The organism is Dulcicalothrix desertica PCC 7102 (assembly GCF_003991905.1).
Classification (GTDB): domain Bacteria; phylum Cyanobacteriota; class Cyanobacteriia; order Cyanobacteriales; family Nostocaceae; genus Dulcicalothrix; species Dulcicalothrix desertica.
The window spans coordinates 259,898-281,011 of sequence record NZ_RSCL01000011.1 but is presented as its reverse complement, the minus strand read 5'-3'; the positions used below and the strand labels follow the sequence as shown (position 1 = coordinate 281,011).

General features: G+C 37.7%; 15 protein-coding genes. 4 read left to right on the top strand and 11 right to left on the bottom strand.

The window, feature by feature from the left end:
- Window positions 1–169: 169 nt before the first annotated feature.
- Window positions 170–3,409, top strand: a complete 3,240-nt coding sequence (locus DSM106972_RS23675) for an NACHT C-terminal helical domain 2-containing protein (RefSeq protein WP_127083006.1) — start codon at window positions 170–172, stop codon at window positions 3,407–3,409.
- A gap of 57 nt (window positions 3,410–3,466) precedes the next feature.
- Here DSM106972_RS23675 and DSM106972_RS53740 read toward each other — a convergent pair whose 3' ends face one another.
- The 8 genes from DSM106972_RS53740 to DSM106972_RS23645 form a co-directional block, all read right to left on the bottom strand.
- The gene (locus DSM106972_RS53740) at window positions 3,467–3,595 is read right to left on the bottom strand and encodes a GMC oxidoreductase (protein WP_233787309.1); all 129 of its coding nucleotides are present in this window, start codon (window positions 3,593–3,595) and stop codon (window positions 3,467–3,469) included.
- 79 nt (window positions 3,596–3,674) lie between these two features.
- Window positions 3,675–4,214 (bottom strand): GMC family oxidoreductase N-terminal domain-containing protein, encoded by a 540-nt coding sequence (locus DSM106972_RS53735; RefSeq protein ID WP_233787308.1) that lies wholly within the window; start codon window positions 4,212–4,214, stop codon window positions 3,675–3,677.
- Window positions 4,215–4,254: 40 nt separating this feature from the next.
- Window positions 4,255–4,452, bottom strand: coding sequence for a GMC family oxidoreductase N-terminal domain-containing protein (locus DSM106972_RS53730; protein ID WP_233787307.1), 198 nt, complete (start codon window positions 4,450–4,452; stop codon window positions 4,255–4,257).
- A 100-nt stretch (window positions 4,453–4,552) separates the two neighbouring features.
- On the bottom strand, window positions 4,553–7,381 hold the full coding sequence (locus DSM106972_RS23665) for a two-partner secretion domain-containing protein (RefSeq protein ID WP_127083005.1): 2,829 nt from the start codon (window positions 7,379–7,381) through the stop codon (window positions 4,553–4,555).
- Between the two features lie 78 nt (window positions 7,382–7,459).
- Entirely contained in the window at window positions 7,460–9,781 is a 2,322-nt protein-coding gene (locus tag DSM106972_RS23660) for a CHASE2 domain-containing protein (RefSeq protein WP_127083004.1), read from the bottom strand.
- A 19-nt stretch (window positions 9,782–9,800) separates the two neighbouring features.
- Window positions 9,801–10,970, bottom strand: a complete 1,170-nt coding sequence (locus tag DSM106972_RS23655; RefSeq protein WP_127083003.1) for a DUF1822 family protein — start codon at window positions 10,968–10,970, stop codon at window positions 9,801–9,803.
- A gap of 17 nt (window positions 10,971–10,987) precedes the next feature.
- The gene (locus tag DSM106972_RS23650; protein ID WP_127083002.1) at window positions 10,988–12,193 is read right to left on the bottom strand and encodes a sigma-70 family RNA polymerase sigma factor; all 1,206 of its coding nucleotides are present in this window, start codon (window positions 12,191–12,193) and stop codon (window positions 10,988–10,990) included.
- Window positions 12,194–12,842: 649 nt separating this feature from the next.
- Window positions 12,843–13,208, bottom strand: a complete 366-nt coding sequence (locus DSM106972_RS23645) for a WD40 repeat domain-containing protein (protein ID WP_233787305.1) — start codon at window positions 13,206–13,208, stop codon at window positions 12,843–12,845.
- Between the two features lie 1,057 nt (window positions 13,209–14,265).
- Between DSM106972_RS23645 and DSM106972_RS23635 the strand changes: the two genes are divergently transcribed.
- Both DSM106972_RS23635 and DSM106972_RS23630 read left to right on the top strand, forming a co-directional pair.
- Window positions 14,266–17,469, top strand: a complete 3,204-nt coding sequence (locus DSM106972_RS23635) for a HEAT repeat domain-containing protein (RefSeq protein WP_127083000.1) — start codon at window positions 14,266–14,268, stop codon at window positions 17,467–17,469.
- 89 nt (window positions 17,470–17,558) lie between these two features.
- Complete coding sequence (locus DSM106972_RS23630) at window positions 17,559–18,923, top strand: cytochrome P450 (protein WP_127082999.1); 1,365 nt, start codon at window positions 17,559–17,561, stop codon at window positions 18,921–18,923.
- A gap of 146 nt (window positions 18,924–19,069) precedes the next feature.
- On the opposite strand, the gene DSM106972_RS23625 is transcribed toward DSM106972_RS23630, so the two are convergent.
- The 3 genes from DSM106972_RS23625 to DSM106972_RS23615 form a co-directional block, all read right to left on the bottom strand.
- Window positions 19,070–19,582, bottom strand: a complete 513-nt coding sequence (locus DSM106972_RS23625; protein WP_127082998.1) for a hypothetical protein — start codon at window positions 19,580–19,582, stop codon at window positions 19,070–19,072.
- Window positions 19,583–19,825: 243 nt separating this feature from the next.
- Window positions 19,826–20,200, bottom strand: a complete 375-nt coding sequence (locus DSM106972_RS23620) for a hypothetical protein (protein ID WP_127082997.1) — start codon at window positions 20,198–20,200, stop codon at window positions 19,826–19,828.
- 122 nt (window positions 20,201–20,322) lie between these two features.
- Window positions 20,323–20,739 (bottom strand): hypothetical protein, encoded by a 417-nt coding sequence (locus DSM106972_RS23615; protein ID WP_158632873.1) that lies wholly within the window; start codon window positions 20,737–20,739, stop codon window positions 20,323–20,325.
- 189 nt (window positions 20,740–20,928) lie between these two features.
- On the opposite strand from DSM106972_RS23615, the gene DSM106972_RS23610 reads away from it, so the two are divergent.
- A complete protein-coding gene (locus DSM106972_RS23610; RefSeq protein ID WP_127082995.1) occupies window positions 20,929–21,111 on the top strand; it encodes a hypothetical protein in 183 nt (60 codons plus the stop codon).
- The last annotated feature ends 3 nt before the right edge of the window (window positions 21,112–21,114 follow it).

Genomic DNA, 21,114 nt, shown 5'->3' with positions numbered 1-21,114 from the left:
CCTTTATAATAATATAGAGGCAAGTATAGTCAATTTATTCACCACGGATTTTTTAAGTTGTAAGTGGTGGATGATGTGCCAATGGGGTAGTACTGGTGCCGACATGAAATTTGCTATAATAGATTATTAAAAGTTTAGTTCCTGACTTATAACTATTTTATAATTAACGATGAGTAAATTTGTTGTAATCAATATGGAGAAAGGTAATTTAAAGGATGGCTTTTCTCCTGTGACTGCACAATTGTGGGAAAATAACTCCCGTCCGATAAAATTTACAGGTAGTTTACCTGCTGCTCCGGAAATTTATGAACTTTATAAACACTTTAAATTAATATATAAAGCACTTTATAACCGATTTGGAAGCCATTTAAGAATCAAAATAAATTCTACAGATTTAAATAATATTAGTGAAGTAGGTTTTAGTCAAATTCAAGAGCAGTTATATGAAGCTATAAATTCTTGGCTCAACTCTGATTCATTTCGCCCCATTGACCAAAAATTACGAGAGAAACTGGCTTTAGATGAAGAATTTCAGGTTATTATTGAAGCGAACGATATTCTCTTGCAACGGTTACCTTGGCATTTGTGGAATTTTGTTGAGCATTACCAATTATGCGAAGTAGCTGTAAGTACTTCAAAATATGAGCGAGTTAAAGCATTACGTAAACCGAAGAAAAATCAAGTTAGAATATTGGCAATTTTGGGTGATAGTCAAGGTATTGATGTTCAACAAGATAGAAATATTTTAGAACAATTACCACGTGCATCAACAGTATTTTTAGTAGAGCCTTCACGTCAGGAGTTAGATAAGTGGCTTTGGGACGAGCAAGGTTGGGATATTTTGTTTTTTGCAGGGCATAGCCATAGTCAGGGTAATAAAGGTCAGATATATATAAATCAAACCAGTAGTTTAAAAATAAGCGAGTTGAAGAATGCTTTAACACATGCTGTTTCACGCGGTTTAAAAATAGCTATTTTTAATTCTTGTGATGGTTTGGGACTTGCACAAGAGTTAAGTGATTTGCATATTCCTCAAATTGTTGTGATGCGCGAAGAAATACCCGATTTTGTAGCACAAGAGTTTGTAAAATATTTTTTGGGAGCTTTTTCTAGTGGTCAATCTTTCTATTTAGCGGTGCGTTATGCACGTTTAAGATTACAGGGTTTAGAAGATGAATTTCCCGGCGCCTCTTGGCTACCTATGATTTATCAGAACCCTGCTGAACATACTCTAAATTGGCAAGAGTTATGCATAAATTTAGCCAACGTTGATACCTCAATAGAAGATTTACGTGAAAAGATAAAACTGTATATTCAAGAACGCCTGAGCTATATACGGGTGTTAGATATGGCTAACCCTATTAATTTAGGTTACATTTACACTAATGTTAATGTTTTACATATAATTACTAAACACAGGCGCCTAGAAATTGAAGACCTGTTAAAAGATGCAGAAACATTAGACCGTGTTGACCTTAGCAGTAGAACTAGAGAGCGGCTGCCGGGATACGAAGCAGTGCAGCGGTATAATAAGCTGATAGTGTTGGGTAAACCAGGAGCAGGAAAGACTACATTTTTAAAGTATTTGGCAATACAGTGTATTTACAATAATTTACAGAATAACTGCATACCTATTTTTATTAGTCTGAAAAATTTTGCAGAAACACTTGAAAAACTAAATATTCTAGAATATATTACTCAAGAGTTATCGCTTTTGGAAATAACAAATGCTAATGTTAAAGTAGAGCAGCTATTAAGACAAGGGAAGTTACTTTTGTTACTTGATGGTTTGGATGAAGTTCGAGAGGAACATACAAAACGAGTTATACAGCAAATACAGGAAATTTCTGACCGATTTTATAACAATAAATTTATTCTTACCTGTCGAATTGCAGCCAACGAATACGTTTTTGAACGGTTTACAGAAGTGGAGTTAGCAGATTTTGATGAAGAACAAATCGTCATTTTTGCAAAAAATTGGTTTTCTACACATAACACTTCAACAAAGGCAGAACACTTTATCCAGAAATTGAAGCAGAATAAGTCAATTCAAGAGCTTGCAACAAATCCCTTGCTCCTGACGCTGCTGTGTTTAGCATTTGGAGATAAAGAAACTTTCCCTAAAAAGCTTTCTCAGCTTTATCAGGAAGCATTGAGGCTATTACTGAAACAATGGGATGCTAAAATTTATCACGAACGGCAGCAGGTTTGTAAAAAACTGTCCGTGAAGCATAAAGAAGATTTACTGTGCCAAATAGCTTTAAAAACTTTTGAACAGGGAGCTTACTTCTTTGAGCAAGAGCTAGTTGAGGAATACATTGCTGACTTTATCAGCAACTTACGAGATATTGACCCTGGCCCGGAATTATTGAGACTAAACAGCGAAACAGTGTTGAAATCGATTGAAGCACAACATGGGTTATTAATAGAACAGGCAAAGGGCATTTATTCATTCTCTCATTTAACATTTCAGGAGTATTTTGTTGCTAGGGCAATAAAGCAAAGGTCAGATTTAGAAAAGTTAGTCGAGCATATCACTCAAACAAATTGGCAAGAAATCTTTTTGTTAACAACCGAGATGTTGACAAGTCCAGATAATTTGTTGCATCTTATGAAACAGCGAGTTGATGCACTTTTAGCGACTGATGAATATTTGACAAAGTTTCACTCTTGGGTTAATGAAAAAGCCTCTTCTGTAAAGGCGCCTTATACACCTGCAGCAGTTCGAGCTTTTTACTGCAATGTTGTCCATGACCTTGACCACGACCTAATCTATAATATTGTTTTTGACTCTGGTATAGACTTTACTCTTACTCGCAATATCGTTTACATTCTTGCTCACAACCCAATAATTGACATCAATACTGACCTTAAGCGTGCTATTACTTTTGCCTATTGCCTTAATCTTAATAATGACCGCGAGCGTGCTATTGCCTTTGAGCATGGTTTCAAGGACGACTGTGATATCGACTACTACCTCCTCACTCGTGTCCTCGACATCGAAATTGCGCTAGATATTGTTCTTGTTCGTATCCTTGAAATTACCAGCCAGTACGTTAGTAACTTTGATACAACTAACTACTACGTCAGCGACACTGACGATACATTGCAAAATCAATTGCAACAACTCAAAGACCAACTTCTAACGAATGAAAGTCATTCACCGGAGTACAAGCAATGGTGGGAGAAAAACGGTACTATTTGGATTCAACAATTGAGAGCAATAGCTATTCAACATCGTAACATTGGTTTCGACTGGCAGTTTAGTGACTCCCAAAAAGAACTTCTAAAGCAGTATTATAACGCATCGCGGTTGTTACTCAACTGCCTCAACAGTAATTGTAACGTCAGCAAACTCAAGAGGCGAGAGATTCTAGATACATTGCTATTGCCATTCTCAAAGAAGTGAATAAATTGAAATCAGTCATACGAATTAGATATTAAGCTGAAAGCAAGTTAATTCAGATCAAAATTGAAGTGCCGTTTTACACATCTGTAAATCTTCTGGCGCCGTTAGGTATCCAGGGTCAACGAGAGGAGGATCATAAGCAGCGCTTGAGCGTAAACTAACAGTTCCTCTACTATTCATGTGCATGACATTTGGCCACAACCAAAAAGAATTTTTTAAACCTGGAAAACCTTTTAGTGTTCCAACACCTACTGAAGATTCTATGTCAACAATACAGCGGATTATTTTTTGTAGAGCCGAAAATCACTGCCGGAGCTAAACTATAGGAATAGAATGGCACATAAGAGTTTTCGGGAATAGAGAATCCAACACTTACAAACAGGTCGTCATATAAATTTTTACCAACTTCTGGAACGTTTGCAACTACAGGAATATCAAACTTTCTTAATTCGTTTTCGTCGCCGATACCAGAAAGCATTAAAATTTTTGGACTTGAAATGGCGCCTGCACTCAGAATAATTTCATTTTGTACGTAAGCCAAGTTTTGTTGACCTTCTTTAATATACTCAACACCAACTGAAGAAGCACCCTCAAATAAAATTCGAGTTACAAAAGCCTTACTTATCACGGTTACATTCTGATATTGTTGTGGTTGGTAAGTGCTATATGTGGTTTCTCGAATCAAATTAGATGAATTAGTTATATTAAATAGAAACAAAGTGTATCCATATTGATTATCGCTAGTATTGTAATCGGCATTATAAGAGGATGTTTGAAAAGTCAGATAAGGTATAAATAGTCCCAAGCGAGTGGAGTCTTACGGAACGTAATGCGGAGCATTTGCCCTACCCAATTTCTGGATATTTCTGCAAAACTTCAAACCAGTTGCTTGGCGCCCACATTTGTGGGTTGTCTGCACTTCCTCCAGCTTCCAGAAGGAGAATACTTACACCTGAGTCATGAGCAGCAAGTTTTGAAGCTACTATGCTCCCAGCAGAAGCGGCACCAATAATAATATAGTCGCAACAAACGATTTTGGTCATTTCGCATCAAAGGATTTAGTTTACCGCTCATTAAAATAAGTAATTGAACTGAAACCTTGTAGAAACAAGGGTTTAATCGCGTCTCTACAATGTGCGGGTTTTACTTTGAATTAGTACAAGAAAAAGAATGTTTAATTTTTGGAGAAACTTTATCAGGCGCCACCAATTCTATATTCCCACGAGTATCAGCTATCCAACCCGAAGCTTCTATAATAGTTGGATTAGCTGCAATTAAGGGAGGCTTATTTGTGCTCGCGGTATTCAAGTTTTCTGGTTTGCCTTGAAATCTTACCCAGGCACTATAAGTATTTTGGTCTTGTAATGGCTCAGTGGGACTTATGGGTAGTCCTGAACGTCCTGTAGCGACAAAAGAATTATTGTATTGACGACTTCCGGGAGTGCAAGCAGTAGAAATTTGTTGGGAGGCATCAACTAGATTAGTAGAAAGTTCAATTAAGCTGTTAGTGGGATCAATATCGGGTGTTGTAATTTCTACATTACCGCTTAACTCGCGCGTTGCCCCGCTAGCAGTAATGTCGCTTGTGATGCGCGAAGCTACATCCCGAAATTGAATGCCAAAGAGACTTCTGGTATTAATTATGACATTACCACCACGATAGTCATCAGAGTTAGCGGTAATATCACTGTTTTGAAATGCGGCAAGAATATTAGTATAGATATTAATATCACCACCGATAACATTTTCTCCTGTGGCGTTAGTAGTGATATTACTGCCACGACGTAGCAATAATAAATCTTTCACTTGCAGGGTGATAGTCGCCTGTGATTTATTAGGATTGGTCTTGATACTGCGTGTGTCACCGCTAAGAGTGCCATCGTCCAAAGTGATGGAGCGAGCATTAATAGATAAGTTACCCGCATTACCAAGTCCTAAACTTTTTACAAATACTCCCGCTTTATCTCCAACAAGTAACTGTTGGGCATTAATCTTTAAATCTCCCGCTGCTCCTGTTGAATTTTGCCCAGTACTGGTAAATAAGCCGCTGCGAGAGCCATCAAAAGTATTGTTACCAATTACTTGCACAGTATCAACATTTACTGTCAAATTTCCCCCATTGCCTCCACCAAATATACCAGTGCCAATTTGCCCTCCATCTCGTATTAACAAGGTTTTTCCAGTAATCGTCAAATTTCCTGCATTCCCTGTTACGCCTTCATTCTGAGTTGTCAACTTACTGGAAGTAGCATCAAAAGTATTGTTACCAGCAACGGACACAGTGTCAACATTTACCTTCAAATTCCCGCTCTCACCTGCACCAAATGTGCCACTGCTAACTTGTGCCCCATCCTGTACTGATAAAGTTTTTGCAGTAATTGTCAAATCTCCTGCATTCCCTGTTGCACCTCGGTAATTTTGAGTGGACAAACGACTGGAAGAACCATTAACAATATCGCTACCAATAACGGACACAGTGTCAGCATTTACATTTAAATTTCCGCCCTTACCTGCTCCGAATGTGCCACCGCTAACTTTTGCTCCATCCCGTACTGACAACGTTTTAGTATTAATAGTCAAATCTCCTACTTTTCCTGTTGCGCCTCTAGTATTTTGTTGAGCAAACAAGCCACTTGCACCAATAATATTAATTATGTTGGCATTTACAGTTAAAGAACCTCCTTTGCCTGCACCAAATGTATCAGAACTAACCTGTGCCCCATCCTGAACCAGTAACGAACCAGCCTTAATCGTCAAGTTTCCTCCATTACCAATTGCGTTTGCGTTTGTGGCTGCATACAAGCTAGTACGAAACTGGGCAGATCTACCAATCAATTGCACAGTTTGTGCCGAAACTTCTAAATTTCCACCATTTCCGGCGCCAAATGTGCTAGTGCCAACCTGCGCTCCATTCCGTACTAGCAATTCACGGGTATTAACAGTTACATTTCCTCCATTGCCTACTGCTTGTGGTCTTACCCGATTAAAAACATAGCTTCCTGCCCCATCCACTTTTATCTCCTCTGTGGCATTGAGCGTAATATCACCCGCAACTCTATTGGCGGTACCCAAACCATTTCCAATTCCGGCACTCACTACACTTGCACCCGAAACTTCTAAATTCCGTGCGTTAACTGCAATACTTCCACCACCACCAGCTTCTACAGACACACGAGATTGATTAGCTAAAGAAACATCCGCTTTCATCGCGCTTTCATCAAAAGAGCTTAGGCGAAAGTTGTCCTGTTCTATTTGAAGCGCTACAGTTCCTGTTGATGCCAATCCGGACAACTCAACTCGACCACCAAAAGCATTTAATTGACCACCATCTATGTTGACTTTACCACCTACTAACAGCAAACTCTTTCCATCTCTAACACGTAAACCAGATACTTGAAGACCCGCTGGATTTTTCCCTGCTGGTGCAATTGAACTATTTTGAATTGGGGCTGCTACAATTTGATTGAATAATAAGGCATTTGGATTTACTGTTAACAACGGTGAAGGTGCTTCTGGATTTGAGGCACTGAAGAATTCGCTCTGCCCGAACCTAACAGCATCAGCTGTTGTGGCAACAAAGGAACCGCCAATGTTCAAACTAGCATCTTTGCCAAAAATAATCCCATTGGGATTAATTAAAAACAAATTAGCTGTACCATTGGATTGGATTAAACCATTAATAACAGAGGTCGATTTACCCGTTACTCGACTAATAATGTTTTGAATATCCAGTGCATTATTAAACAAAACTGTTGCGCTACTGGGAATAGAGAACTCAGAGAAACTATGGAATAGATTGGCACCTACTGTCGTTCCACCAGAAATAACCCTAGTATTACCCGAATTTATCACATTGGATTTATTCAGAAGAGTCGTATCTGGAAGGATTTGAGCATATGAGCTATTAGCAAGCAAAGCTGTACTACAAATTGTAACTACCATATGCAAGAAAAAACGTGTAATTCCAATCATGCATTCATTCCTATATTTAAACAAAGCTAAATTGGTACTTTAATATCTGGAGAATGGCGCCAATAAATAATTATGCATTTATTCGGATATTTTTTGCTGTTTCAGGCTGACTGCTGTGCCACTAGCAACAATACCAAAAACAGAAGGTATAAATGGTAACCATAATCCTTGATAAAGAGTAATCGTACAAATTCCGTATAATACAATAATTGTTCCAACGATGGCGCCTGCTTTTTGCATGTGGGAATGTAGGCGCCAAACAATTAAACTTGCGCCACCAGACCATCCGCATATCCAGAGAATATCACCCCAATAAGGTAAAACTCTAAAAATTGGACGTTTATTTAAAACTGCATCTACTAATTGATTAACTAGTTGCGCTTGTATAAATACTCCTGGTGTTTTTTCTAAAGCTCCACGTATAGAACTGTAAGGAGTAGACCAGTAGTCACTAATTGAATTAGCTGTAACCCCTATAATTACTATCTTATCTTTAAGAACATCCTGATTCAATTGATTATTCAGTACAGCTTCTAAAGGTATACGTTTGTAATCAGTATCATTATAATTAATAGTTATTTGTATTCCGCCCAAATTATTTACTCGTTGATAGGCACCACTACGACCCGGCTTTAGTCTTTTGAATATTTTATCCCCAAACTGTATATAATCTTCATGAACACTAAAATTTATACCTTTGCTAAATAAGTACCGACTTGCTAATTGCAGTGCCAATGATACATTTGTTTGACAGGGGGAAGAAGCTTCCTGTGGCATCATGAGAATTTGGCGCCGAACAACACCGTCTATATCTTCAACTGCATCGGTAAAACCCTGACGCTCAAGAGGTGTATTTGGTGGTTTAATTCCTTGGGGGTCATATTTAGAGTCTTTACCTTTACAAACAGTAATAACGTTGTTTTTACTAAGTTCAGTATTAAGTTGAATTGGATTTAATTTATCAATTGGGTCGGCAAAATCTCTGTAAATATCTACTCCAATTACTTGAGGTTGATGCTTTTGTAATTTATTAATTAGTTGAGCCAATGTACTATCTGAAATAGATTTTAAACCTAAATTTTTACGCTGCACAGATTGAATATATTCTTCTGTGACTTCAATAATTATGACTTTTGACTCTAATTCTTCCTTTGGTCTCAATACCAGCATTTGGTCAAAGGTTTGCAGTTCCGGTTTCTCAAAAACACCTAAGTATCTTAGACCAATTACGGATGCAGTTACAACTAATGTACTAGCAACTGTTTTTGATAGGTGGGCTATTTTGAAGGTTTTACTTGTTTTAATGGTGCCTGCACCACACAATTCTTGCCAAGTGGTAGGAACAGTAGTAGGATTTTGGTAGATAACTGGCAACCAACTAGCACAAGGATAATCATTCTCTAAACCCTGAAGCTTTGCGCGCGCTTCTCGCATAGCTAAATAAAGTGACTTGCCTTCTTCAAAAGCAAATAGAAAGTTTTCTAGAAACTTCTGCGCTACTAAATCGGGTACTCTTTCACGCATCACAATTATTTGTGGTATATTCAAATCAGCAAGACTTTTTGCCAAACCCATTCCATCACAAGAATTAAAAATTGCTAGCTTCAAACCGCGCTCAATTGCCTTTGAAAGGGCACTTTTGAGTTGAATGACTGTTAAACTCTCACAGGGATTAATGTAAATTTTACCGATATCGTCATTGCTATCGCTATGCCCAGCGAAAAATAGAATATCCCAATCCTGATTCCATAAAAGTTCGTCAAGCTCTATGCGTGTAGGATTGACAATGAATGTAATCTGTGCATTTTTCAATTTTTGCAATAAAGAACGGTCTTCATCAATATTAATATTACAATTACTACCAAGAACTGCCAAAATCCGGACTTTAGCTGACGAAGATGTTCGTGAGACTCTCGGAGTTCCATATTCATGATTACTTAAAGCTAACTCGGCAAAAGGATAATGGTCGAAAAAATTCCACAAATGCCAAGGCAACCGATGCAGTAAAATTACATCTGTTTCGATAATGACCTTAATCTCATCATCTTGACTAAGCAGCGTTCTTAACTGTCGCTCAATATTCTGAAACGACTCACATTTCAACCAAGTATTCAGAGTTGATTGTAGCTCTTTACACACGCTATCAAAATCATTTATAGATACATTATTGATATCCTGCTGATACATTTTTATGCGTTGGTTGTTGCGCTTACGTTGATGTACAGCTTCGTAGAGTATTTGCCACTTTGTATAAAGTTTTACTAATTCGGGTACACCAGGTAAACTTCCTGTAATTTTAAAGCTTTGGTCTTGATGAGAGAGTAGAGCTGTAACAACAGGAAATCCTTGGTTTAAATTTCCTCCTAATAAGGACAGGGTAACTAACTTACTCTTACTCATATGAACCAATCAAACTCCTTTAAATCACAAAGTTTTCTATAATCTGATAATTTTCAATTTTAACTTGGATACTAAAGGTTTCTCCAACTTCTCCCTCAAATCTATTTAATTGTATATAATTATCTTGTTCTCGTGCTTGTACTTCCTGAATTATTTCTCCTGACTCTAATTGTAGAGCTAACTTAACATTTTCAGGTAGATAAAGGGTATCAGGCTTAGGATGTAACTGTACACGAATACAAGCTTGTCGATTATCCTCCCAATTTATAGCTATTACTAAAACGAATGATATCGAATCATCCTCTCCTAAATTTATTAGTTTGGCTCGCTTAACGTTTCTTGCTTCTACTTCTAGCGATTCCCTAAAATTAAATGCGGTTTCACCTATATTGTCACCCAAAATTGCTTCGACATTCTCCCACAGTTGGTCATATACTCCTTCTAACCAACGACTTAGATTCAAGTAACGCGCTTGTTTTAATCGTTGATACAATTGTTGGCGCCATTGTTCATTTTCTAGTAACGCGCTCCAAGTCGTAAATGGAACGGCTAATCTGTGAAAAGTAACAGCATTATGAGTTAACCGTTGTAATAAATTTTCGGCAGTAGTAGTTGATAATTCTTGTAGTGTAGGTTCAGTCCTTATAAAAGGCTCTTGTTTAGAAAATTGGTAATTAACCCAGAAAGCGTTAAAATCTTTGGTTAAATGTCGTGCATCTAGACAATATGTTCTATCTACAAAGTCGTAATTGCCTTTCAATTTAAGCTTTTGATGAGTTGTATAACCCCAAAAACGCACCCAGTCTCCGGAAGCGTTAACTTGTACAGCTAAATAATAATCTGCAGCCCAACTCGGAATATCTACCCATTCTTGAGGTACTTCCAACTCGCTATCATCGATTGCTTCACTGGGGATTAGTACAATTCGTTTCTCTTCTAACAAAACGGCTGTACCATTAACAAATTCCCAAAAAGCAGGTGTACCGGGAAAACTGCACCAAACAATAGCTCGTATCGAATCGAGATTAGAAGTCCAATCTAAAAAAGCATAAACGCAAATTTGATTCAGATAAGCGCGCCAGCGACTACTAGGTGTAGTATACGCTTGGCTCTGCTGCCAGTACTGCGCCTGAATTGCTGGTGTTATTTCTAACACCCATTCTCTTGGGTCTGCGAAAGCAAAAGTCATTTTTTACTACTATTCAACTATAGTTTTACGTTTAAATTACCATAATGGATTCTTAAGTACTCTTCCAAAGCAATACTTATATCTTCTATTAGAGTTGAATCCACAGAATTATTCAAATCTGGACTTAAAGATTGGCGCCATTCTACTAACGCAGCAAGGATTGACTCTCTGCCTTTAACTAACCTTCTCGAAATTGTCGGCTGGCTTCTCTGTAACCGTTGCACAATTTGCTGCTGTGTCAGTTCCTCTTGATAGTAAAGTCTTAATATTTCTTGAGAGTCGCTATCCAAAAGCTGTAAAGCATTTGATATTGCACTAGACATTTGAAGAACTTGCTGTTCTCGGTTTTGAATATCCTCTTTAATTATTATGTCAGCAAGAAGTGAATCACTAGATAAGTCCGGTATATCTAATGTCTCTGCATCCTGTGAATTGACTGTCACGGTATTTAGAGATTTTACAGACGGAAACAGATACGCGCGTATATAAACAGCAGTTTGAGTCAACCAACGTTCAATTTCTTCACTAGTACTTTTAGGAGTAGAAAAACCCAGTTGGGTTTGTCGTTCACGGTTATAAAGGTCAGTAATTGCGGACCAAAGCTGGCGATTTGGCTCTGGTAGTTTTTTTGTACCAGATGATTGATAAACATATAATTCCTTAAAACAAACCCAGGCTAAACGATGTTGATTAATTGCGGTAGGTGATAGTCCAGCAGTATTCAAAGCTTCTAAAATTATTTTTTTAGTAACTTTACGTAGCAACACCCAATTAGTGCAAATGTTCACTTCTTTGCGTTGGCGTAAAATTTCTCTAAACCGACTAGACACAACCATCACAGCATAGTATCTTAAGTTAGAAGATTTTTCAGGATTAAAATCTTTAAGAATTATTTCCACTTCTGCATTAGCAATTTGAAAATAATCAGCTAGTCCATACTGGTTATTTGCGTATTTAGTGGTTATTTTTTCAGATGCCCGATAGAATGGTTCCTGTAAATATGCTAGAAGATGCATTTTTGCAAGGCTATTACAATTATTTTGCCAGCTTTTATACCAGTAAAGTGCCCAAAACTTTTCAGAGTTATCTACTTCTGGCGAGCTATTTAAGTAAGACAGGATACTTCTACGTAAATTTGTGTCCGTTACCCATCTGCTAAATTTGTTTCCCTCCAATTGAGCAAAGGTTGAAAACATTTCTATAATATTTTGGCGAGGATGCATAACTATGTCTATTTGTCTACTAAATACTTGTTAATTTTAATAGTTTTTTAATTTAGACTATTAAGTTTTGATAGATATATATTTATAGTATTCATACTTAGAATACCAGTAATTTTGACATTTATTAATAAAAATATTGCCAGTACCAATATTAAACGAGTAACGCCATCAATACTGAGTAATATAATTTACAGATAATAGTCCTACATTATTTAATAATGTAGGACTATTATAGGTACCTATGATAGTTACAACGAAAGGGCGCCTGTATCAGGTGTAAAAGCGATTATTTTTTAGGTTTGCCAGCTTTTTACCATGCCTCTTTTGATAAAAACCCACCTTTTTGCTTGTACTCTTTAAAAGCAGGATTTACGTTTTGGTCTTGATGCCTGCGCGCTTCCCCTTTCTGATGTTTTGCTTTCTTGGATGGACTTTTATCTTTAGTATGTCCGCCTTTTACAGCACCTCCTTTTTGGGCGATATTGGATAATTTTTGTGGAACTATAGCATTCCTAAATGATTTGTAAAAATTATATCCCTGTAGAGACGCGATTAATCGCGTCTCTACAACGTGCGGATTTTATGAATGATTTAGGACTGCTATATGTGAAGCTTCTAATTATTAATTCGTATCGATAAAATTATTTATTCATCGGACGGGGTTGACGCATAATTTTTTTTCTTCATTTGGACGAGTTGCTAAGTGACCATCCAACCAGTGACACCCCTGAGCTAGTAAATTATCCAAGTCCAAATTCCACAATCTAATGCTTCTGTCATCACTTGCAGAAGCTAACGTCTTACCATCTAGACTATAAACTACCCAGGTGCCTTGCTCAGTATGCCCTGTTATGGTAAAAATTAGTTTACCTGTGGCGCCCTTCCATAATTTAATGGTTTTATCCCAACTTGCGGAAGCTAAAGTCTTGCCATCTGGACTGAAAACGACACTGTTGACCCAATCTGTATGTCCAGTTAAGGTAGAAGTTTCTTTCTTTGTAGCAACATCCCACAATTTAATGGTTTTGTCAGCACTAGCAGATGAGCCTGTTGTTAAAGTATTGTCGTTCTAATATATAATTAGTACCAGTCGCGTGATTTTATTCACTTTGATACAAGTTATATAGGTGAAATGATACGGGAATTATTTAAGTTACGCGCGCATTGAATAAACTCAAATCAGTCATACGAATAAATAATTAAGCTCGACAAACCTCTCCCCAACCCCTCTCCTACAAGGATACAGAAGAGCGAATAGGGGTTCATACCCTTCGTTTCAAACAAATTGGTGGGTAGAGAGCGTATTAATTCGGTCTCTACGTGGGTCTGGAATAACGCAAATTCGTGGGCATGATGGGCGCCACCCCCGAATCGCTCTTCTGTATCCTACAAGGAGAGGGGTTCACGTTAAGCTCAAGCCAAATAAATCAATAGTCCACAGGAGTAAAACCATGTTCAATTTTAGCAAACCGCTCACAGCTTTAGCATTCTTAACACTAATGACAACTGGCGCTGCAATGCCATCTGCAGCAAATGCTGTGACTCCAGCATAACGTCTATGTCAGGTAAATAGACTACGACCAGGAGTTCAACCTGCTTGTACTGTGATAGTAACCTCCCGTGCTAGAGCTACTGTCCGAAGTAGTCCTGGTTCTAATTATAAAAAAATTCGTGTTATTCTCCATAAATATGACGTGAATGTCAGAGTAAGCAAATCTCGCAATTGGGTAAAGCTTTCTAACGCCTCTGGTTGGGTTAATACCCGGCAATTGCAAAAGGTTAGCGACTAGATATCTTGTTACTTTAGCAAACACTTAACAGTTCTATAGGACTACTATTTGATTTTTGACATACACGTAAGGTCGCCATTAGCAACCATATTAGTCTGTGTCATTAATTCTGGAGTGTAGAAAGATTAGCAACGGAGTCTGGAACGGATGTAACGGATATTTGATTTTAAGTAATTAAAATTCACTTTTATACCAATAAATCATCCGTTACATCCGTTGTATCCGTTGCCAGCCAACATACCAAAACTTTCTACAATATTTCATATATACCCATAACAAAAAATGACTTTACAGCAACTTCTTCAGCAATTAGAATCATTATCTTATCATGACAGAGTGCGTCGTATGGTTGAGCTTGGGCGCCAAGTTTCAACTGATACTCAAGTTAGAGATATATTAAATTCTTTAGAGCAAGGTGATTTTACTGAACGTCTCCTCGCGCTTAATTCTTGCTATGGAAGTTACGATGGCGCCAAAATAATACGTGCTTTGAGCGATAATTCACACCTGATACGTTCCAAAGCAGTACAAATGGTCGGCCCACTTACTTCGGACGCACAAGTACAAACCGCTCTTAATACTGTAACGTTGAAAGACTGCCGTTATGTACTCAAACAATTATTAAAGTGGCATCGTCGTAGTTGTATTGATACTTTTATTAATCAACTGGCTAGTACAAATAATGATAGTTTTAGTCGGTTATTACCATGTGCTTCCTCTGAACTTGTCCAACGTCATATAGAATCAGTTATTGACTTTTACGGAATTGATGAGTGGAAACTGTTAGCGCGCTTGCATCCACGAATTGTTGAAGAATTATTACAAAGACGGGCAAACGCGACTAGTGAATTTGACCCTAGACTAACAACCCGTGTCAATGCTGTTTTACCCTTACTCTCAGAACTTTTCCCAGAAACAGCGCTTTCTATCTGCCGGACGGTATCTGGTATTATTCCATTATCAAACTTAAACTTACAACCTTTAACCGAGCGTTACCCTCGACAAGTTGCTGATTTAATTTTGAGTTCAAACGATAGAGCTAACGTCAGCTTTGACAAAGTTGCTCACAAATTAGAAACACAACAGCTTATTTCACTAATTAATAGACGCAAATACACAATAAACGAACAGTATATTTTTTATTTACTGGCGCCACAACAGCGAGAAATTATCTACAGGACTTTTGCCGACAGTTGGCGCAGCAGCATTGGAGGTAACATAATACCAGCAATAATTCCATATTTACCGCGTCACATTCGTGAACAAGAAGCACAACGTTACCTCAATTTACCACGTAACATTTTTCCAGAAGAACGTTTATATTGTGCAGCTTACCTACCTTGGGGGGATACGCACGCATTGGTGAACCCTTATATTAATGACCCTGACCCAGAATTACGTAAGCAAGCACTTTCGACATTAATTTTCGCAACTCGTTATAATCGTTCCCATACTTCGGACATCCTTAACATTGTAAAGCAAAGACGTAACGAACAAGACCCTGTACGCGGTGCCATGATAAAAGGACTAGCAGAATTACCGAGTTCTATCTGGCATTCTCAACATTTGGAAGATTTGAGTCAAATTATCAGTCATGCTTTTAACGCTGTTGACTTATCTAATTTTACTGTCATCTCAATCGAACGTTTGGTTATTCAGATTTTACCATTCCATCCTGCTTGGTCTGCTGGGCAACTAGCGACCTTAGTACAGCAAAGGGGGCAAATTAATTTTTATGATTTGGGTGAAAGACTTTCTAACAGCGATATGCCAAGAGTCGCTCCAATACTGCTTCCTGTACTACAATCTTGGGAGCGCAAACGTGAAAGTAATATTATTGCTGCTGCACGAAGTTTTGGGCACCGTTTAAAAGTATTCGATGGTTTAGTTGAAATATTAGAGCGTATAATTAAGAACACGAGAAACAATACGATTGCATCCGAAGCACTTGATTTAATCGCCAAATATCGACGAGATAAATTAAACGAACTTATCCCCCAACTATTACAACAAGACCCTAGTTGGATAACTCAATATACAGTATACAATTTTTTACATCGAAAGCGTCAGGATTTAATCACACCATTTTTAAGATACTCTGCTTATACTGGTCTTTTCAGTACCGACGAAACTCGTTTTATATTGCCTTTAACAAATGGGTTTAATCGCTGGACAACACAACAGCAAGAAATTTTCCAAAGAACTCTTGAGGAAGTAATTCAAGACCCAGAGCGTGACACTTTAACCAAACTGTGTGTTATCAAGCAACTAGCTGCACTACCAGGAGTACAACCAACTTCGTTACAAGAATTAGCAAACCCTGATAATCCACAGTTAGTTATCCGTGATGCTGCATTATTAGCACTTCCCCAACTAGATAGTCCTTATGGTATACCTATACTTGTCGAAGCATTGAATGATGACCGCGCGCGAATAGCTATTTATGCGCTGCGGAGTATGCTGTTACAAATGCCTGAAAACCAAGCATTACAAACCCTACGTGCAGTTCCTTTAAATAAAGTCACCGTTGCCAAAGAAGTAGTACGTTTATTAGGTGAGTTACCATCATCAGAAGCTTATACTGAATTACTTAGTTGGAATGAACGTGATTTACACCGTGACGTGCGAGTGGCATTTATACGGGCGTTATCGAATCATTTAGAACATCCAGAAACTTGGCCAATACTATTTGGCGCCGCAACTTCATCCGATACAGCCATAGCAAGAACTGTTGGGCGCCAACATTACGATCAATCACAAAATAACCAACAGCAATTACTAGAATTATTTGTAACACTATTAAATCATCCAGACCCAGTAGTACGTTTAGATATACTGGAACGCTGTTGTTATTTTCCAGTTAGTGACCCCTCCAGAATACTTCTACCAGTTCTACAACAATGTATTAATTCACGCATATTCCACGAAACCTCTCAAGCAATAAATGCATTATTAACTACCTATAAAAATTCTGCTGACATAATTGGCGCCACTGTTAGAAGCGTAATATCAAACCGTCGTATCCTGTTAGAGTTAACGCAATATCTTTTACAGATACTCAGATATGAACAGCAACAGATGTTACCAACCGCGCGCGCTGCTATTGAAGCAATGCAAGAAGACCCACTAACTACTAGTTTACAAGTTGATATAGCAATATACGCTTTTTCTTGGGAAGAACTAGCAAGATTTTTTCAACAGCTAGCTTTGGAAGGAAAAATGCATCATGAAGTTTTATTTAGAGCAGTACAAGGTCTAGAACAAATAATTATTAGAAACGATACTAGCGAACTAATACGTTTAGAAGAAATTTTGGCGCCAAGTGATGATGAAAAATTACGTCGTATAGCACTTGCAGCATTAATTGCTCAATCACAAGTGCGGGGTTGGAACAATGTACTAAAACAAAGATTGTATGCATTCCGCAATGACCCTTCCCCAATGGTTGCCGAAAAAGCACAATTTATCATCTTGCCAGATAGTTAATTTTAGTTAGTAATTAGTAAGGTGGCTTATGCCAACCTACGAATCAGTTACTGTATATAAAGGCATACTCGCTATCATGGAGAGGGAAAATGACTGTAAAACTTCCTGATGGACCGCAAACTCACCCTTGGGTACAAACATTCCATTGGCTGACTAACCCCTTAGAATTTATGGAAGACTGTACTAAACGCTATGGTGATATTTTTACCCTACGGATTGGTCCTGTTTTTACTCCTCAAGTATTTATTACTAACCCCAAAGCGATTCAACAAATTTTTAGCACTGACCCCAAAGTTTTAGACTCCGGTGAAGCCGCAGGTATTAAATCTCCTTTAGTAGGACGGCAATCAATGTTAGCCTTAGAGGGGAAGCCGCATCAACGACAGCGCAAACTGCTAACACCTCCGTTTCATGGCGAACGAATGCTTTTCTTTGCTCAAGAAATTAGAGAAATTACAGCATCCGTTACAGATAAATGGCTGTTGAACGAAACTTTTTCAGTTCTAAGCTCTATGCAAGAAATTTCCTTACAGGTAATTTTAAAAGCTGTATTCGGCTTAGATGCAGGTGAGCGTTATGACAAACTTAAAACATTGCTGTTGGAAATATTAAATCCCAAGCGACCTTTTGTTTTTATATTAATGTTTGTTTTTCCAGCAGTACAGAGGGATTTCGGCGCCTGGAGTCCTTGGGGACATTTTTTACGCTTAAAACAGCAAATAGACGAAATAATCTATACCGAAATTCAAGAACGCAGAGAAAAAGCAGAGCCGGAGCGTAATGATATCTTATCTTTAATGATGGCAGCTCGTGACGAATTTGGGCAACCGATGACAGATGTAGAATTACGTGATGAATTGATGACTTTGTTAGTAGCAGGTCACGAAACCACTGCAACAGTTTTGTCCTGGGCTTTATATTGGATTTACAGTTTACCAGAAGTACGCTCTAAATTACTGCAAGAACTTGATAATTTAGGAGAAAATCCCGAACTAAATGCAATATTGCAATTACCTTACCTTAACGCAGTTTGTTCGGAAACATTGCGGCTTTATCCAGTCGCCATGCTAGCATTAAATAGGTTGGTCAAATCACCTATAGAAATTATGGGGTATCAGTTGGCGCCTGGGACATTAGTAATACCTTGTATATATCTCACGCACCACCGAGAAGATTTATATCCCAACTCCAAGCAATTTCAACCAGAACGCTTTTTAGAACGTCAATTTAGCCCTTCAGAATTTTTACCCTTTGGTGGTGGAAATCGTCGCTGTATTGGTCTAGCATTTGCTATGTTTGAAATGAAACTAGTATTAGCAACAATTTTATCTAATTTGGAGATGGCTGTTGTTGGTGAACCAGTACAACCAGTACGTAAAGGTGCTTTATTAGGACCATCAAAAGGTGTACCAATGGTGGTAACTACTAAGAAGAGAACACTAGCAATTTTCTAGCCACATTTTTTAAAATCTCGCTCACATCTGTTCAATGTCAAATAGTTATTTATAGCGGTATATGTAGAGACGTTACATGTAACGTCTCTACATGGTTTATTGTCGTTCTTATAAAACTTCTGATACCCTAACCGCCTTGGCGGTCGTTATAACTTGTTGACATGTAAATTTACATATTCCTTACGTAAATATGAAAAAATAGATTGTACCTCTTCTAACTCCTCCTCACTCATTTTGTATATATGAATCTCTCTACCCCAATGTGATAAGTCAAGAATAATTGACTTTTCAATATTTTGTTTTAAAGTTAAGTCAGAAGCTTTTCCCAGAGATAAACCAAACCACTTTACTCGTCCATACTCGCCAAAAGGCTTGATTAGTAACTCGTCAACTATCGTTGGAGAAAGTTCACTAACTAAACGAACAGGAGTATAACTAGGATAGTCTATTTTCTTCAATATTCTCTTTCCGTTTGAATATATTTTTTGCTCGGCATCCTGTAATGCTTGCGCTTCTTCTCGCCAGAAACTTAACTCAAAAAAATTACATGTTGGCGCAAAAATATGAATTAGCTTTTGATAATGATCTGTATATATCGGAACCATTAGATCAGGTATTGGCTCGTAATACCTTGATATCTCTATATGAGCTTCATACATATAATAATCCTATTTCATTTTATTGTACTTAAATCACATTTTCAACCGAATGCAAGGTTAGCCGTGTTTTATGAGGGTTATTTGTCATAAGTTTTAGGAGTAGAAATATTGGCAACGAATGATTAACGGATGTAACGGATGGTTGATTTTCAATAACTAGATTTTGTTTGTGACAAATAACTTATCCGCTACATCCGTTACATCCGTTGCTAACAAACATCCCAAAATTAATGACACGAACCACTACCTCCTTCGACGTTTTTTGTTGGAGAACTTAGCAAAGGTGGCTCTAATTACAATTAATAAAGGCAATGTAACAATAAGTAAACCTGGCAAAGCCACTGGAGATGAAAATATCGCAACACTCAAAAGCCACAAAAATAAACCTCCCAAAAATACCCAGCTAGTCAGGAGTACCCACCAAGATATTCCAGTGGAAGACATACCCCTCATTGCCCGACCTTGAGCATAAACCTCTCCTATTGGGTCATAAGCTTTATGAATTTGTTTAACATCGGTAGTTCCCATTGAAGCAGGAATATCAACTAATAGCTTATCTTGAGGCTTGTTATAATCGCTAAAAAAATCCTGATTGTCGTCATTGTTGATATTAGACATATATTCTCCTTATTTTTAGCTTTTTTAACTCTTCTACTTTGTTATTGGTATTGATAAGTTAATTTTATTCACTAGGCAATAAAGTTTAGTTTACTTGAGCATCAGGCTTAACTCGAATGTTTCTATTGCCTCCTCAGCTTATCAAGTTGCTCCTTCATATCGGGAATGCGAATAGATGTATAATTGAAGTCACCATTAATTTTCCGACAATTTGCTGATAGCATATCTCCCTTAGAAATGATAATGTTGTAACAGCTATATTGGAAATTAGTAGTTTGATTACGACCTACATACACCAATGTACCGTTATTATTTATAATGCCATGAAGGTAAATTGCCCCAACATAATAACCGCCATCAGGTTTCTGACACTTTATATATAGCGCATCGGGAACAATAGGATAGTCACCTCTTTCACACCTATCTTGGGAACTACTACTAGATTGAGCGAAGGTTTCTTGAGATAATGCCAGTAAAGGTGTAATAGCTATAAGGGTGATTCCACTCAATTTGATAAAATTTTTAACTCTTGTTTTCACGATGTTACTCTCAAGTGATTTAACGTCCTAATATATTATTCGTATCAAGAATCATATTTATTCCAAATTACTCAATTTCTGACCAAGCCGTGAATAAAAAATTTTATTGGTACTAATTACTATAACAGAAGTGTAAGTTCGTCTTAGACTCACTCAAATTCAACATCATACTTTATTCGGTACAACTTTATGGAAGAAAAAACGACTCAACAATCTACTACATCTGCTGCGCCTAAAGTAGACGGTGATTTACCTTGCCCTGCCGAGGAACTCTCTGATACAGATTTAAATTCAGCGGTTGGTGGAGCGCGTCCACCTTCGGCATATTTAGATCGGCATCCAAGACAAATAGGAAGAAAAAGAAGAAAGTAGAAG

What these genes read in the sequence shown, in the direction of transcription:
- DSM106972_RS23675 (WP_127083006.1), top strand. Translation starts at nt 170, where the DNA reads ATGAGTAAATTTGTTGTAATCAATATGGAGAAAGGTAATTTAAAGGAT.
- DSM106972_RS53740 (WP_233787309.1), bottom strand. Translation starts at nt 3,595, where the DNA reads ATGCACATGAATAGTAGAGGAACTGTTAGTTTACGCTCAAGCGCTGCT.
- DSM106972_RS53730 (WP_233787307.1), bottom strand. Translation starts at nt 4,452, where the DNA reads ATGACCAAAATCGTTTGTTGCGACTATATTATTATTGGTGCCGCTTCT.
- DSM106972_RS23665 (WP_127083005.1), bottom strand. Translation starts at nt 7,381, where the DNA reads ATGATTGGAATTACACGTTTTTTCTTGCATATGGTAGTTACAATTTGT.
- DSM106972_RS23660 (WP_127083004.1), bottom strand. Translation starts at nt 9,781, where the DNA reads ATGAGTAAGAGTAAGTTAGTTACCCTGTCCTTATTAGGAGGAAATTTA.
- DSM106972_RS23655 (WP_127083003.1), bottom strand. Translation starts at nt 10,970, where the DNA reads ATGACTTTTGCTTTCGCAGACCCAAGAGAATGGGTGTTAGAAATAACA.
- DSM106972_RS23650 (WP_127083002.1), bottom strand. Translation starts at nt 12,193, where the DNA reads ATGCATCCTCGCCAAAATATTATAGAAATGTTTTCAACCTTTGCTCAA.
- DSM106972_RS23635 (WP_127083000.1), top strand. Translation starts at nt 14,266, where the DNA reads ATGACTTTACAGCAACTTCTTCAGCAATTAGAATCATTATCTTATCAT.
- DSM106972_RS23630 (WP_127082999.1), top strand. Translation starts at nt 17,559, where the DNA reads ATGACTGTAAAACTTCCTGATGGACCGCAAACTCACCCTTGGGTACAA.
- DSM106972_RS23625 (WP_127082998.1), bottom strand. Translation starts at nt 19,582, where the DNA reads ATGTATGAAGCTCATATAGAGATATCAAGGTATTACGAGCCAATACCT.
- DSM106972_RS23620 (WP_127082997.1), bottom strand. Translation starts at nt 20,200, where the DNA reads ATGTCTAATATCAACAATGACGACAATCAGGATTTTTTTAGCGATTAT.
- DSM106972_RS23610 (WP_127082995.1), top strand. Translation starts at nt 20,929, where the DNA reads ATGGAAGAAAAAACGACTCAACAATCTACTACATCTGCTGCGCCTAAA.